A 16,423-nucleotide genomic window follows, 5' to 3' on the forward strand; every position below is an offset into this window, starting at 1 on the left:
GAGGAGGAAATCAACATGTTTGTTTCATATAAATGGTTAGAAGACTATGTCGATTTAGAAGGCATCAAGCCGGATGAATTAGCAGAAAAAATCACAAGAAGCGGAATTGAAGTGGAAGCCGTTGAATATAAAGGTGAAGGCATCAAAGGGGTTGTCGTTGGACACGTCATTGAACGTGAACAGCATCCGAATGCAGATAAATTAAACAAATGTCTTGTTGATATCGGCGAAGACGCACCGGTGCAAATTATTTGCGGGGCTCCGAATGTGGAGAAAGGACAGCATGTGGCCGTCGCAACAGTTGGTGCAGTCCTTCCTGGCAACTTTAAAATTAAAAAAGCAAAACTGCGCGGTGAAGAGTCTCATGGCATGATTTGTTCTCTGCAAGAATTAGGCGTAGAAAGCAAGCTCGTACCAAAAGAATATGCAGAAGGCATCTTTGTCTTCCCGAATGACGTGAAACCAGGGGATGATGCCCTTCAAGCACTTCAATTAGATGATGCAGTACTTGAGCTTGGCTTAACACCAAACCGTGCCGATGCCCTGAATATGCTAGGTGTCGCTTATGAGGTTGCGGCCATTTTAGGAAGAGACATCAAGCTTCCTGATACAGCACATGACACTTCTTCCGAAAAAGCAGCAGACTATATTTCTGTTAAAATTGAGGATCAAGAAGCGAATCCACTTTATGCAGCAAAGATCATTAAAAATGTAAAGGTTGGACCAGCACCGCTTTGGATGCAAACAAGATTGATGAATGCAGGCATTCGTCCAATTAACAACGTCGTGGATATTACAAATTTTGTACTGCTTGAATACGGCCAGCCGCTTCATGCCTTTGATTATGACCGCTTTGGTTCAAAACAGGTGGTCGTTCGTAAAGCAACTGATAGCGAAATCATTCAAACACTCGATGAACAAGAGCGTACATTGTCATCAAAGCATCTTGTCATTACGAATGGAACGAAAGCGCACGCGGTAGCAGGCGTCATGGGCGGCTTTGAATCAGAGGTGCGTGATGAGACGACGACGATTCTTTTAGAAGCGGCATATTTCAACGGTCAAACAGTCCGTCAAGCATCTAGAGACTTAGGACTTCGCAGTGAATCAAGCACACGATTTGAAAAAGGACTCGATCCGCAGCGTACGAAGCCGGCAGCAGAAAGAGCAGCTCAATTGATCAGCATGTATGCAGGCGGTGAAGTGCTAAGCGGTACAGTTGAGGAAAACCACCTTGAAGCAAGTATGAATGTCATCCACGTATCAACTGAGCGTGTGAACAAGGTGCTTGGAATGAGCATTTCAAAAGAAGATATGGTTCAGATTTTCAACAAACTAGGCTTCACGGTGGGCGAATCAAATGATGTTCTTGTCGTAACAGTTCCTTCCCGCAGAATGGATATTACGATTGAAGAAGACCTCATTGAAGAAGTCGCAAGATTATACGGCTACGATAATATTCCATCTACACTGCCTGCGACAGCTGGCACGGTTGGCGGTCTCACGTCATACCAAGTGAAGCGCAGAAAGGTAAGACGTTTCTTAGAGGGCGCAGGACTTTCTCAAGCGATTACGTATTCATTGACGAATCAGCATAAGTCCACAGCTTTTGCCCTTCATCCAGCTTATGAAACGAGGCTTTCTCTGCCAATGAGTGAGGAACGCAGTGTGCTGAGACAAAGCCTTTTGCCAAACTTACTTGATTCTGTTGCATATAACTTGGCAAGACAAGCTGATTCATGTGGATTTTATGAAACGGGATCTGTTTTCTTAGCAGAAGCTGAAGGAGCAAAACCAGTGGAAAAAGAACATGTCGCTGGTGCGCTGACAGGCTTATGGCATAAAAATCTTTGGCAGGGTGAGAAAAAAGCCGTCGATTTTTATGTAGCGAAAGGAATTGCTGAAGGATTGTTCGAAAAGCTTGGTGTGTCAGACCAAATCACATATGTTCAAGCAGAGCGTGAGGGTCTTCACCCAGGTCGAACAGCAAATGTTCACTTAAATGGTAAAGTCATTGGCTTTGTTGCCGCACTGCATCCAGTTGTTGAAAAAGAATTGGATTTAAAAGAAACGTATGTGTTCGAGTTTGATTTAACAGATGTGATGACATCTGAAACGAAGGATATGAAATATACAGCGATTCCGAGATTCCCTGCTGTGACAAGAGATATCGCACTTGTTGTCGATCAGCATATCTCAAGCGGACAGCTGGAGCGAGTCATCTATGAAGCAGGCGGTCACCTACTCACAGACCTCTCTGTATTTGATGTGTACGAAGGGGAACATATGGAAGAAGGCAAAAAATCTGTTGCATTCTCTCTTCAATATTTAAACCCTGAACAAACGTTGACCGAGGAAGAAGTGACGACTGTTCATACAAAAGTATTGAAAGCACTAGAAGATACGTATCAAGCCGTCTTACGCGGATAAAGAAAAAAAGCTAAGGCCTCATTGGCCCTAGCTTTTTTTATAGCATTTTTTTCGCTTTTTGTGTGTTGGCAAAATGCAGCTTTGTAAATTGACGTAAAGCATCTTCACCATGCAGCTTGATGAGCTTGGCGGCGGCCTTGTCTACATGAGGACCGGCTCCTTTTGGGATGTCAAAGCCTGCAGCCTTTGATAATTTGTCCATTTCAATTAAAAAGGCGTACCTTGCGATAATGGAAGCCGCAGCGACTGACAAATGGATGCCTTCTGCTTTTGTACTAAAATACGTCCGCTCCCGAATGATTTTTTTCCCAGCCAGATGCCTGAAATAAATGCCTGGTTCTGCAAATTGGTCAATCAAAATAGCCTCAGGCTGCTGCCCGCCCAGTTTTTCTAGCACAGAGGTAATGACTTGATTATGAAGCAGTGCCTTCATTTTCCCTTGACTCATGCCCTTTTCCTGCATCGTATTGTACTTTTCATTTCGGAGAACGAGAAGGCTGAACGGAATGGTTTTGATGAGATCTTTGGCAATGTCGATAATTTGCGGGTCCTTTAATCCCTTTGAGTCTTTTACGCCAAGCTCTTTCATTAAAGCAAGCTGGCTGGCATCAACATAGGCCGCACAGACTGTGATCGGTCCGAAATAATCTCCTGTACCTACTTCATCTGAACCGATGACCGACATGGAAGCGATGCCGGGCGGCGGACTGTACTTTGTAACAGCAGGTGCTTTTTGACTTTTCGTATCAGCTGCTTGCAAGTGGCTGAACTGACTGGCTTCAGCTTCTGCCCTTTGTCCTTGAAAGAGCACTTTCCCAGATCGATAGGCTGTAATCGTACAGCCAGGGACTTTTGCTTGAAAGAGGGCACCTGGCGGCAAAGTGTCTGTTAAATGGTGCGCATACGCGCTCTTCATCTTTTTGAGGTCTTCTGATGTTGTTTTTAAAACGGATTGGGGCACAGTGGATAACTCCTTTTTACCTTGATATCATTGATTTCTAAAGTGTACCATAACAGGGAAGGGCTCGTCTTTCCATTCAATGTCTAAACATGTTATGATAGAGACTAGGATTCTCGTGGAATGGAGGAGAAACGTTGTCTGACGGCGGTAAAACGAAAACAACAGTTGAGATTTACGGACAGTCCTATACGATCATCGGACAAGAAACGAAGATGCATATGCGACATGTTGCGTCAATTGTTGATGATAAAATGAGAGAAATAAATGAAAAAAATCCATACCTTGATATAAACAAATTAGCTGTACTGACAGCAGTCAATGTCGTCCACGACTACTTGAAATTAAAAGAGCAATACGAAAAATTAGAGATTCAGCTAAAAGAAAAGGAATGAAATTACCGTGATCGATATCATCATTTTGTTTTTGCTTCTTATGGGAACGCTTGTCGGTCTAAAACGCGGGTTTATTCTTCAATTTATTAAATTGATCAGCTTTGTTGTTTCTATCTTAGTGGCTTCCATGTTTTATCAGTCACTTGCACCACAGCTTACGTGGATTCCAGCACCTAATTTTAGCGGCGGTCAACCGCAGCTCGCTTTCTTTAGTGGAAATCTAGAAACAGCTTATTATAATACCATTGCGTTTATCATTCTGTTTATCTTGACCAAAATCCTGCTCGCCATCATTGGCGGATTGCTCACAACCATTGCAAGTATACCTGTGATTAAGCAGGTGAACAAACTGCTTGGCGGTGTATTAGGATTTCTTGAAACCTATCTATTTGTTTTTATTCTATTGTTTGTCGCTGCATTACTACCAGTAGATGCACTGCAGACAATGATGAGCAAATCAATGTTAGCAGATGTGATCGTAAACAACACCCCTTACCTGTCCGGTCTTGTCAAAGACCTATGGTCGACGTATGGAGTTTAAAAACTTCTCCTTTCCTGGAGAAGTTTTTTCTCATTCCATGACAGAAAGTTGTAGGATGAAGGGAAAGTTTGTATATTTATATAGGAAGATGCCAAAGCGGCTGGAGGATGAGAGATGAATAAAAAAGATATTATCAAACTTCTTGAAACAATTGCAGTATATATGGAGCTAAAAGGAGATAATCCTTTTAAAATTTCTGCCTTTCGTAAAGCAGCGGCGGCACTGGAACAAGACGACCGCAGCCTTTCGCAAATAGATGATCTATTAGCATTACCCGGCATTGGAAAAGGAACCTTTGCTGTGATCACAGAGTATATCGAAAAAGGACAATCAGAAACACTTGAACAATTAAAAAAGGAAGTGCCTGAAGGACTTGTCCCGCTCTTAAAATTGCAAGGACTTGGCGGGAAGAAGATTGCTAAGCTTTACCAAGAGCTTGGTGTCCATGATGCACAATCATTAAAAGAAGCATGCGAAGCGGAAAAAGTACAAGCGCTTGCAGGCTTCGGTAAAAAAACCGAAGAAAAGATACTCGCCGCTCTTGAGGAGGCTGGAAAACAGCCAGAACGACTGCCAATTGGCTTTGCATTAGATGTGGCAGAGCGGATTGATCATGCGCTTGAACAGTTGAAGGGGATTCTTCGTTTTTCAAGAGCTGGCAGTTTAAGACGTGCACGGGAAACAGTCAAAGATTTAGATTATATCATCGCGACTGACAATCCTGAACAAGTCAGAGAGCAGCTCGTTGCACTTCAAGATGTCAAAGACGTCATCGCAAGCGGTGATACGAAGGTATCTGTCATTCTTGCCCTTGATTTTGAGATCAGTGTAGATTTCCGGCTTGTGACAACAGACCAATTTGCAACAACGCTGCATCATTTCACTGGCTCAAAAGACCACAATATTCGAATGCGTCAGCTGGCGAAGGAACGCGGAGAGCGTATTAGTGAATATGGTGTGGAAACAATTGAAACTGGAGAAGTAAAAACGTTCGAAGACGAGGCCGCTTTTTATGCGCATTTTCAACTTCCGCTCATTCCGCCAGAAATTCGTGAAACCGGAGCGGAGATTGATACGTATAAAGAAAGTATGCAATTTGTCGAGCTAAAAGATATTAAAGGCGACCTTCATATGCACTCGACTTGGAGTGATGGCGCATTTTCTATTCGTGAAATGGCAGAGGCATGTATCGCAAAAGGCTATGAATACATGGCGATTACAGATCACTCGCAATATTTAAAAGTAGCAAACGGTTTAACAAAAGAACGTTTACGTCTGCAAGCAAAAGAAATTGACAAGCTCAATCAAGAATTCGAGCATTTTCACATTTTCAAAGGGGTCGAAATGGATATTCTCCCGGATGGATCATTAGATTATGATGATGACTTTTTAGCAGACATGGATTTTGTGATTGCGTCTATCCATTCTAGCTTTTCTCAGCCGGAGGAAGTCATCATGGAGCGCCTTGAAAATGCCCTGCGGAATCAGCATGTAGATTTAATTGCACATCCAACAGGCCGTTTGATCGGCAGACGAGACGGCTATGCCTTAAATATAGATCAGCTCATAGAGCTTGCGAAGAAAACGGGAACTGCACTAGAGCTCAACAGCAACCCGTCAAGACTTGATTTGAAAACAGAGCATTTAATGAAAGCAAACGAAGCAGGTGTGAACATCATGATCAATACAGATGCACACAATATCGCCATGCTGGATCATATGGAAGTTGGTGTAACAGCTGCAAGAAAAGGCTGGACACCAAAAGCAAATGTCGTGAATACTTTTTCTCTAAACGAGATCAAAAAGTTTTTAACGCGTGACAGGTAGTCGTTAGGAGGCTGGACCATGCTGCAACAAAAAGTGTTAGCATCATTAGAATTTCATAAAGTAAAAGAAAAAGTCATGTCCTATACCGCATCCTCATTAGGAAAAGAAAGAGCGCAGGATTTAACGCCGCTGACGGATATAGAAACCATTCAGCATTTGCTGGAAGAGGTAGCAGAAGCACAGGATGTCATCCGTTTAAAGGGATCTGCGCCATTTGGCGGGCTAACGGATATTAGACGCGGGGTCAAACGGGCAGAAATCGGAAGTACATTAAGCCCATCTGAGCTCATGGAAATTGCAGGACTATTATATGCTGTGAAGAATATGAAACATTTTCTCATGTCTATGTATGAAGATGGTGTAGACATACCGCGCCTTCATACATATGCAGAGACACTGATTTTACTGCCAGAAGTCAGAAAAGAAATCGAAAGCTGTATCGGAGATAATGGAGAAGTTCTCGATCATGCCACTTCGGCACTTCGTTCATTGCGGATTCAATTACGCTCACTTGAATCAAAAGTTCGAGATAAATTAGAATCCATGATTCGTTCACAATCTGCTTCAAAAATGCTGTCAGACACGATTGTTACTATTCGTAATGACCGGTTTGTGATTCCGGTAAAGCAGGAGTACCGCTCGAATTACGGCGGAATTGTTCACGATCAGTCATCATCTGGGGCAACCCTTTTTATCGAGCCGCAAGTGGTCGTGGATTTAAATAACACTTTGCAGCAAACCCGTTTAAAAGAAAAACAAGAGGTCGAAAAGATCCTGCAAATGTTGACAGCGAGCGTGTCAGAACACATTGAAGAACTACTTCACAATGTAAAGGAGCTTCAAACGCTAGATTTTATTTTTGCTAAAGCCAAGTATGCAAAGGCAGAAAAAGCCACAAAGCCTGCTGTGAACGATCAAGGGGAGATTTATTTAAAACGGGCAAGACATCCTCTATTGCCTCGTGATCAGGTTGTGGCAAACGACATTGAGCTCGGCAAAGATTTTTCAACCATCGTCATTACTGGCCCAAATACAGGGGGTAAGACCGTTACTTTAAAAACGCTTGGTCTTTTGACGCTTATGACGCAAGCAGGCCTTCATATTCCAGTTGAAGAAGGCTCGGAAGTAGCTGTATTCGACCAAGTCTTTGCTGATATTGGAGATGAACAGTCCATTGAGCAAAGCTTGAGTACGTTCTCATCTCATATGGTCAATATTGTGGATATCTTAAAGAATTTGACATCTAACTCACTCGTATTATTTGATGAATTAGGGGCAGGAACAGACCCTGCTGAAGGTGCCGCGCTGGCCATGAGTATCTTAGATGAGGTGCATCAAACAAATGCACGTGTCATCGCAACGACTCACTATCCTGAGCTGAAGGCTTACGGATATAACCGAGAAGGTGTCACAAATGCGAGCGTGGAGTTCGACATTGAAACCTTATCACCAACGTACCGCTTGCTCATCGGTGTGCCCGGACGAAGTAATGCATTTGAAATTTCTAAACGTCTTGGTTTGCCAGATCACCTCATTGACCGGGCAAAAGCGGATATGCATGCCGAGCATAATGAAGTAGACCAAATGATTGCTTCATTAGAAGACAGCAAGAAACAAGCGGAAGAAGAGCTGCATGAGACAGAAGTCTATAGAAAAGAAGCAGAAAAGCTTCATAAAGAATTGCAGAGACAAATTCTTGAATGGAATGAGCAAAAGGACAAACTGCTTGAAGAAGCTGAACAAAAAGCGGCAGAAAAAATTGAACAAGCCTCAAAAGAAGCAGAAGACATCATTCAAGAGCTTCGTTCGATAAAAAATGAGCATCGCTCATTCAAAGAGCATGAACTCATCGATGCGAGAAAGCGTCTTGAAGAAGCAGTGCCTGAGTTTGACCGGAAGAAAAAGCCAGAGCCGGCGAAAAAAGCAGCAAGACAGCTAAAATCAGGCGACGAAGTGAAGGTGCTCACCTTCGGGCAAAAAGGAACACTGCTTGAACAAACAGGTGACAAAGAATGGAGTGTCCAAATGGGCATTCTGAAAATGAAAGTAAAAGAAAAAGACATGGAATTTATCAAATCGGCACCTGAATTTAAGCAGGAGAAAGCCATTACGGCAGTCAAAGGAAAAGATTATCATGTATCGCTTGAGCTTGATTTAAGAGGAGAGCGTTATGAAAATGCCTTAAGCAGAGTCGAGAAATATTTAGATGATGCTGTCTTAGCCGGTTATCCCCGTGTGTCGATCATTCACGGAAAAGGAACTGGCGCCCTTAGAAAAGGGGTTCAGGAATTACTGAAACAGCACCGAAGTGTGAAAAATGCTCGTTTTGGGGAACAAGGCGAGGGAGGATCAGGCGTTACCATCGTCGAATTAAAGTAAAAAGGAGAAAACGCATGAAAGCCTTTTGGGAAAATGAACTTGTGGAAATTGCCGCCTATTACAGCGTGGCCGTTCTATGTCTTGTCTTATTTCTAACCATTTTTGAACTCGTCACCTCCTATAAAAACTGGGAAGAGATTCAGCGTGGGAACTTAGCTGTTGCCATGGCAACAGGCGGAAAGATCTTTGGGATTGCGAATGTGTTTCAGCATTCTATTGCACAGCACAATTCCCTTCTGCAAATGATTGGATGGGGCGTATACGGCTTTGTGATGCTGCTTGTCAGCTATTTCATTTTTGAATTTTTAACACCACGATTTAAAGTAGACAAAGAGATTGAGAATGATAATAGAGCGGTCGGGTTTATTTCACTCATTATTTCAGTTGGGCTGTCTTACGTAGTAGCAGCCGGCATTTAAGGAGACGACATGGAAAAGCTAGCAAAAGTTTTAATCGTAGTTGCCTGCACTTTTGCGGTCATTGGTGCCGTTTACATGTTCCTGTGAAATGAAAAAGACAAAGTGAGAAAGCTGTCAGGGGTCCCTTGGCAGCTTTTATCTCACCCGAAGGCGGCGAATCATATGAAGCAAATTCTGCAAAAAGACGAAATCATAAAGCGTATTGATACATGTCTCCAAAGAACATCCCTGCCAAGAGACATATATGAACCGTATATTGCACGTCCATTTCAAACGACTGGATTTTTTGATGATTTGAGCCCTTATGTTCAAATTGATCCGAGCGGCTATATTCTCATTCAATATGAACGAGGAATCCAAATGCTGCACAAAAGAACAAAAGAGGCGGATGAAGTCATTTACTGGATTTTAGAAGACACGATTTTTCTCACAGTCTACATCGACATGATGAGGCAGTATCAAGTCGACAACATCCAGACACATTTACCTAATGATCCGAGTATCCATCAACAGATCGTGGAGAGAGTAAATGAGTCATTCCGTGCAATCGGTGGATTATATGAACAGTGGCATCATGAAGGAAAAAGAGCATCGATCGAAACACCAGCGAAGAAATAAAGAGGTCATGGAACCAAGCTCTATTTGAAAAAAGCAAACTGCCTTAAGGAAAAGTTTGCTATAATAAAATAGTACGAAAGTTCAGGAAGGAGGGTTTTTATGCAGTCAGATAAACGTTGGCTTCTGCATTACCCGAATCAAATTCCCCACGAACTCACCATCCCAAATGAGACGTTACAATCTTACTTATTCAGCTCCGCAGAGGCTGCACCTGAGCATACAGCCATTCATTTTCTAGGAAAAAACATCACCTATGAGCAGCTCCAAGAAGACGCATTGAAACTAGCTGGTCACCTGATGGAAATTGGCGTGAAAAAAGGCGACAGAGTAGCGATTATGCTGCCAAACTGTCCTCAATCGGTCATTTCTTATTATGCTGTTTTAATTGCAGGCGGCATCGTTGTTCAAACGAACCCGCTTTATACGGAGAAAGAATTGGCATATCAAATGGAGGACAGCGGCTCCAAAGTGCTGATTACATTGGATTTATTGTATCCAAAGGCCTATAAAATGAAAGCGCTGACAAGTATGGAACACTTGATCATCACCAAACTACAGGATTATTTACCATTTCCAAAAAACATTCTGTTTCCTATCGTCCAAAAAAGAAAAAATAAAATGGTCATCCAAGTCGAGAAAAGTGATACCATTCATCACTTCTCACAAATCATGAAAGAATCATCAGGAGAACAAATCCCGCAGCTTGCCTTTGAACCGAAAGAGGATGTCGCTGTTTTGCAATATACAGGTGGAACGACCGGTTTACCAAAAGGGGTCATGCTGACGCATGAAAATATTTTAGCGAATACTGAAATGTGCGCTTCTTGGATGTATAAAACGACAAGAGGAAAAGAACGAATCCTCGGCATTATTCCGTTTTTTCATGTATACGGAATGACGACTGTATTAAATCTTGCTGTCAAAGAAGGACATTCAATGATTCTCCTTCCTCGATTTGACGCAGTTGATACCCTCAAAACGATTGAAAAACAGAAACCGACACTCTTTCCAGGTGCACCAACCATGTATATCGCCTTGCTGCATCATCCCAATATTGAAAAGTATGACCTGTCGTCCATTACTGCATGTTTAAGCGGCTCGGCGGCTCTTCCTGTTGAAGTCAAACAGAACTTTGAGAAATTAACAGGAGGACGTTTAGTGGAGGGGTATGGTCTTTCCGAAACCTCACCAGTGACCCATTCTAACTTTTTATGGGGAGCGAATAAAACAGGCAGCATTGGCTGTCCGTGGCCTGGAACAGACGCAGGTATTTATTGCGAGGAAACGGGTGGCCTCAAAGAGCCATATGAGCACGGAGAAATTATCGTCAAAGGACCGCAGGTTATGAAAGGATATTGGAATCAGCCAGAGGAGACAGCAGCTGTATTAAGGGATGGATGGCTTTTTACCGGAGATATTGGGTATATGGATGAAGACGGTTTTTTCTATATCGTTGACCGGAAAAAGGATGTCATTATTGCGAGCGGTTATAATATTTACCCAAGAGAGGTCGAAGAAGCCCTTTATGAGCATGAGCTTGTACAAGAAGTTGTTGTCGCAGGTATACCAGACCCTTATAGAGGAGAAACAGTAAAAGCATTTGTTGTGCCGAAAAAGGATGCTTATTTAACAGAGGATGAACTCGATCGCTTTGTGAGAACGAGAATTGCTTCATTTAAAGTACCGCGCGTGTATGAATTTAAAGAGTCACTGCCTAAAACGGCTGTCGGAAAAATTTTGCGCAGAGTTTTAATTGAAGAAGAAAAAAGAAAGCACGCTTCATCATCTGAAACAGCTGTTGATCAATTAAAGAAATAACGACCTTTATCATCCGGTCGAGCGGCCGGATGATTTGAATGATAACAGCCTGCTCTGGTATGATAAAGGTTGAAAAGAAAGAAGAAGATCTCTTGACAAATCACCCGTTTCTTTTTAACATAAAGTTATGAATGAATGCTCATTCAATTTAGAAAGGGACGAAGCACATTGAAGCAGAAAAGACCGAAGTACATGCAAATTATTGATGCAGCAGTTGTGGTGATTGCAGAGAATGGCTATCATCAATCACAAGTTTCAAAGATTGCGAAACAAGCAGGGGTCGCAGACGGAACCATTTATCTTTATTTCAAAAACAAAGAGGATATTCTCATCTCATTGTTCAAAGAAAAAATGGGACAATTCATCGAACGGATGGAAACAGATATTCAAAAGAAGCCGTCTGCCAAAGAAAAGCTTCTACTGTTGATTGAGGAGCATTTTCGCATGCTGGCGCAAAATCATCATTTGGCTCTTGTGACACAGCTTGAACTCAGGCAGTCAAACCTTGAGCTGCGGCAAAAAATCAATGAAGTGCTAAAAGGGTATTTAAATATGCTCGAGTCAATTTTAACAGAAGGAAAGAAAACAGGAGAATTCAGACAAAATTTAGATGTCCGCTTAGCGAGACAAATGGTATTTGGGACGATTGATGAAACCGCAACAACATGGGTCATGAATGATCAAAAGTATGATCTGCCTGCACTCGCAGAAAATGTACATGATCTGCTGTTAAGCGGAATACATCAATCCTAAAAACAATGTGAAAAAGGATGATTGACATGGAAAAGATACTCAGCTTACATCATGAAGGACAGACAGCGCTCATCACGATTCAGAACCCACCTGCAAATGCCTTATCCTCTCAGCTGCTCACTGAGCTTAATGACATGTTCGATGAGCTGGAACAGAATGAAGAAGTAAGAGCGATTGTGATTCACGGAGAAGGCAGATTCTTCTCAGCAGGTGCTGATATTAAAGAATTTACCACTTTACAGGAAGAGTCTGATTATGCAAGCCTCGCAGATAGAGGACAGCAAGTTTTTGAACGGATTGAACAATGTCCAAAACCAGTCATTGCCTCGATTCACGGAGCAGCATTAGGCGGAGGCCTTGAGCTTGCCATGTCTTGTGATATCCGAATCGCAACAAAAGATGCGAAGCTTGGACTTCCAGAACTAAACCTCGGCATTATTCCAGGATTCGGCGGCACGCAGCGCCTCCCGCGCTACGTTGGTTCTGCTAAAGCGCTTGAAATGATGGGAACAGCTGAACCGATTACAGGTGAAGAAGCATTTGCCTGCGGACTTGTTACAAAGCTGGCAGAAACAGAGGAAGAAGCGCTCACAGCGGCCAAAACACTTGCGGGGAAATTTGCAGCGAAAAGCCCAAAATCACTTGAATATGTGCTTGATTTATTGAACGCAACAAAACTGTATTCATATGACGGCGGAATGAAGCTGGAAGCCAAAAAGTTTGGTGAGGTTTTCCAATCAAATGACGCCAAAGAAGGCATCCAGGCCTTTATCGAAAAGCGCAAACCGAACTTTAAAGGGGAATAAGGGATAAGTACGACACAAGGGGGAGAAATAAATGAATATATTTGTTTTGATGAAGCGTACGTTTGACACGGAAGAGAAAATTTCTATTCAGTCTGGTGCAATTCAAGAAGATGGAGCAGAGTTCATTATTAATCCTTATGACGAGTATGCCATTGAAGAAGCCATTCAGCTTCGTGATGAGCACGGGGGAGAAGTGACCGTTGTGACAGTTGGCGGTGAAGATGCGGAGAAACAGCTGAGAACAGCGCTTGCAATGGGCTGTGACAGGGCCGTCTTATTAAACATGGAAGATGATCTAGAAGAGTGGGACCAATATTCAGCTTCTACCATTCTTTATCACTATTTAAAAGACAAAGAAGCTTCCTTGATCTTAGCAGGGAATGTAGCAATTGACGGCGGCTCTGGACAGGTAGCTCCGCGTCTTGCTGAATTACTCGGCTTTTCATATGTGACAACGATAACAAGTATTCAAATTGACGGCGGCTCTGCATCGATTGAACGAGATGCAGAGGGTGATGTGGAAGTCATTTCTACCGAACTCCCGCTAGTCGTCACAGCTCAGCAAGGACTCAATGAGCCTCGCTATCCATCATTACCAGGCATTATGAAGGCAAAGAAAAAGCCTTTAGAAGAATTGGAACTTGATGATTTAGATCTGGACGAAGACGATGTACCATATAAAATCAAAACAATTGAACGTTTCTTACCGGAGAAAAAAGAGGGTGGCAAGGTGCTGAGCGGCGAGCTTCAGGATCAAGTCAAAGAACTGACAGATCTACTCAGAAATGAAGCAAAAGTCATCTAAACATCCACTTTACGATATCACGAGAACAAGGGGGAGCTTGAAGATGAGTAAAAAAGTTGTTGTACTTGGAGAAAGTCGTGACGGTAAATTAAGAAATGTGACATTTGAAGCCATTGCTGCCGCTCACAAAGTGGCAGATGGTGGTGAGGTCATTGGCGTGTTAATAGGGGATGACGTCAAAGGCCTAGCCGATGAACTGCTTTACTATGGAGCAGATCATGTCATGATTGTGGAGCATCCGCACCTTTCATATTATACGTCAGATGGTTTTGCGCAGGCGCTTCAAGCCATATTAGATCAGGTCGATCCAGATGCTGTGCTTTTTGGCCATACGTCTATCGGAAAAGACTTGTCGCCGAAAATAGCCGCACGTCTCCAGACTGGCTTGATTTCAGATGCGATCGATGTAAGCGTTACCGGCGAACATCTTGTTTTCACCAGACCGATTTACTCTGGAAAAGCCTTCGAAAAAGTCATTTCCACAGACCGCCTGCTTCTAGCGACCATCCGGCCAAACAACGTGGCGCCATTTGAGCGGGATGCGTCACGAGGCGGAGAAGTCACACCGGTTTCTGTCGATATTCAGAACCTTCGGACGATCGTGAAGGAAGTCATTAAAAAAACGTCAGAAGGTGTAGATTTATCGGAAGCAAAGATCATTGTTGCTGGAGGACGCGGGGTTAAGAGCAAGGAAGGCTTTGAACCGCTGAATGAACTCGCTGAGACGCTCGGGGCAGCAGTCGGAGCCTCGCGCGGAGCTTGTGACGCTGACTATTGTGATTATGCCCTGCAAATTGGTCAAACGGGAAAAGTCGTCACACCTGACCTTTATATTGCATGCGGGATATCAGGAGCGATTCAGCATTTAGCGGGAATGTCTAACAGTAAAGTCATTGTGGCGATCAACAAAGACCCAGAAGCAGAAATCTTCAAAATCGCCGATTACGGAATCGTCGGTGACTTGTTTGAAGTGGTACCGCTTTTGAATGAAGAGTTAAAAAAGATGAATATCCACTCGTAACGCTCATACACTCAGAATGCCTAGGTATTCTGGGTTTTTTTGTATGTAATCAAGAAAAAAAGGAGCGGTTGACAAGTGAAGGGGACAGTAAAAGTCAATGACGTGATCGGACGCATTTCTAAACACATTTATGGGCACTTTCAGGAGCATTTAGGAAGAGGGATTTATGACGGGATTTGGGTAGGAAAAGACTCAGAGATTGACCATATTGACGGGATTCGTACTGATGTGCTGAAGGCGCTTCAAGCATTACATATTCCGGTGCTGAGGTGGCCGGGGGGCTGTTTCGCAGACGAGTATCACTGGGCAAATGGTGTAGGTGATCTCAGTGAACGAAAGCCAATGGTAAATACCCATTGGGGTGGGACGGTTGAATCCAATGCATTTGGTACACATGAATTTATGGCATTGTGTGAGCTGCTTGAATGTGAGCCATACATTTGCGGCAATGTGGGAAGCGGGTCTGTTCAAGAATTAGCCGATTGGGTCGAATACATGACATTTCCAAAAGGGACACCTATGTCCGACTGGCGCATTCAAAATGGAAAACAAGAACCTTGGCAGCTGACCTATGTTGGTGTAGGCAATGAAAGCTGGGGCTGCGGCGGGAATATGACGCCTGAATACTATGCAGATTTATATAAACGCTATCAAACGTACGTAAGAGAATTTGCCGGGCAGCGTATTTATAAAATCGCCTGCGGCGCGAACTCTAATGACGTGAATTGGACGAAAGTATTGATGGAGCGGGCTGCACCGTGGATGGATGGGCTCAGTTTACATTATTACACTGTACCTGGTACATGGGAGAAAAAAGGGTCAGCGACTGAATTCGACGAGGATGAATGGTTTATCACACTGAAAAAAGCCTATGAGATGGAACGGCTTGTCGAGGACCATGGAGAAATCATGGATCGTTATGACCCAGACAAGCGAATTGGGATGATTATTGATGAATGGGGGACATGGTATGACCCAGAGCCAGGGACAAATCCTGGGTTTTTATATCAGCAAAACACACTAAGAGATGCCCTTGTGTCCGCCCTCCATTTTCATATTTTTCATCGCCATTGCGAGCGGATTCATATGGCAAATATCGCTCAGACGGTTAATGTGCTGCAAGCGATGGTATTAACAAAGGACGAAAAGATGCTTCTGACGCCTACGTATCATGTGTTTCACATGTTTCAAGTGCATCAAGAGGAAGAAGCGCTTGAAGTGGAGTTCGTTTCACCGCCGTATGAACGAAGAGGTGAAAAAATTCCTCAGGTTAGTGTGTCAGCCTCGCGTTCATCAGGGAAGATGCATATTAGCTACTGTCACCTGAATCCGCATGAACAAAAAGAGGTATCCCTTGCCATTGAAGGGGTTGATGCACAAACGAAAGTCACTGGACGTGTGCTGACGGCTGATCGCATGAATGCGCATAATACATTTGATGATCCTCATTCTGTTCAGCCGAAAGACTTTCAGCAAATGACTGTAAATCCCGGGGAATTAACGGTAGAGCTGCCGCCAATGTCAGTAGTCATGATAACTGTCGACCTCGCTTGATTGCATATTTCAATGTTTGATGAGAAGAATGTTGGGGCATCATACATTGTAAATGAAGCGGAAAGGGTGTCATGTCATATGCTTAGAACCATTCTAATG

The 16,423-nt window shown here is 43.2% G+C and carries 14 protein-coding genes; 13 read left to right on the top strand and 1 reads right to left on the bottom strand.

All coding sequences use genetic code 11. The features are described from left to right. The first annotated feature begins 15 nt into the window (after positions 1-15). Positions 16-2,430, top strand: coding sequence for a phenylalanine--tRNA ligase subunit beta (pheT, locus tag AC20OE_RS05855; protein ID WP_487268671.1), 2,415 nt, complete (start codon positions 16-18; stop codon positions 2,428-2,430). A gap of 37 nt (positions 2,431-2,467) precedes the next feature. On the opposite strand, the gene rnhC is transcribed toward pheT, so the two are convergent. After that, positions 2,468-3,391 carry a ribonuclease HIII gene (gene rnhC / locus AC20OE_RS05860; protein WP_487268672.1) on the bottom strand — a complete coding sequence of 308 codons (924 nt, stop codon included), beginning with the start codon at positions 3,389-3,391 and terminating at the stop codon, positions 2,468-2,470. Between the two features lie 134 nt (positions 3,392-3,525). Here rnhC and zapA point away from each other — a divergent pair, with 134 nt between their 5' ends. From zapA to AC20OE_RS05920, 12 genes are all read left to right on the top strand, one after another. Then, positions 3,526-3,783, top strand: a complete 258-nt coding sequence (zapA, locus tag AC20OE_RS05865) for a cell division protein ZapA (RefSeq protein ID WP_012010831.1) — start codon at positions 3,526-3,528, stop codon at positions 3,781-3,783. Positions 3,784-3,790: 7 nt separating this feature from the next. Next, positions 3,791-4,324, top strand: a complete 534-nt coding sequence (locus tag AC20OE_RS05870; protein ID WP_024423226.1) for a CvpA family protein — start codon at positions 3,791-3,793, stop codon at positions 4,322-4,324. A 114-nt stretch (positions 4,325-4,438) separates the two neighbouring features. Further along, a complete protein-coding gene (polX, locus tag AC20OE_RS05875) occupies positions 4,439-6,151 on the top strand; it encodes a DNA polymerase/3'-5' exonuclease PolX (RefSeq protein ID WP_058838301.1) in 1,713 nt (570 codons plus the stop codon). 21 nt (positions 6,152-6,172) lie between these two features. After that, positions 6,173-8,530 (top strand): endonuclease MutS2, encoded by a 2,358-nt coding sequence (locus AC20OE_RS05880; RefSeq protein WP_099663575.1) that lies wholly within the window; start codon positions 6,173-6,175, stop codon positions 8,528-8,530. Between the two features lie 14 nt (positions 8,531-8,544). Beyond that, complete coding sequence (locus AC20OE_RS05885; protein ID WP_008345990.1) at positions 8,545-8,949, top strand: DUF350 domain-containing protein; 405 nt, start codon at positions 8,545-8,547, stop codon at positions 8,947-8,949. A gap of 162 nt (positions 8,950-9,111) precedes the next feature. Beyond that, a complete protein-coding gene (locus AC20OE_RS05890; protein WP_058838302.1) occupies positions 9,112-9,567 on the top strand; it encodes an immunity 63 family protein in 456 nt (151 codons plus the stop codon). Positions 9,568-9,666: 99 nt separating this feature from the next. After that, entirely contained in the window at positions 9,667-11,385 is a 1,719-nt protein-coding gene (locus tag AC20OE_RS05895) for an AMP-binding protein (protein ID WP_059374752.1), read from the top strand. Between the two features lie 168 nt (positions 11,386-11,553). Beyond that, entirely contained in the window at positions 11,554-12,138 is a 585-nt protein-coding gene (fadR, locus tag AC20OE_RS05900) for a fatty acid metabolism transcriptional regulator FadR (RefSeq protein ID WP_039180499.1), read from the top strand. 26 nt (positions 12,139-12,164) lie between these two features. Further along, positions 12,165-12,944, top strand: a complete 780-nt coding sequence (locus tag AC20OE_RS05905) for an enoyl-CoA hydratase (RefSeq protein ID WP_024423220.1) — start codon at positions 12,165-12,167, stop codon at positions 12,942-12,944. A 31-nt stretch (positions 12,945-12,975) separates the two neighbouring features. After that, positions 12,976-13,749, top strand: coding sequence for an electron transfer flavoprotein subunit beta/FixA family protein (locus tag AC20OE_RS05910; protein WP_059374750.1), 774 nt, complete (start codon positions 12,976-12,978; stop codon positions 13,747-13,749). A gap of 43 nt (positions 13,750-13,792) precedes the next feature. Beyond that, positions 13,793-14,770 carry an electron transfer flavoprotein subunit alpha/FixB family protein gene (locus AC20OE_RS05915; protein ID WP_059374748.1) on the top strand — a complete coding sequence of 326 codons (978 nt, stop codon included), beginning with the start codon at positions 13,793-13,795 and terminating at the stop codon, positions 14,768-14,770. Positions 14,771-14,845: 75 nt separating this feature from the next. Then, positions 14,846-16,324, top strand: coding sequence for an alpha-N-arabinofuranosidase (locus tag AC20OE_RS05920; protein ID WP_099663518.1), 1,479 nt, complete (start codon positions 14,846-14,848; stop codon positions 16,322-16,324). Positions 16,325-16,423: the final 99 nt, after the last annotated feature.

The sequence above is a fragment of the Bacillus sp. SRI_025 genome, from assembly GCF_057592095.1.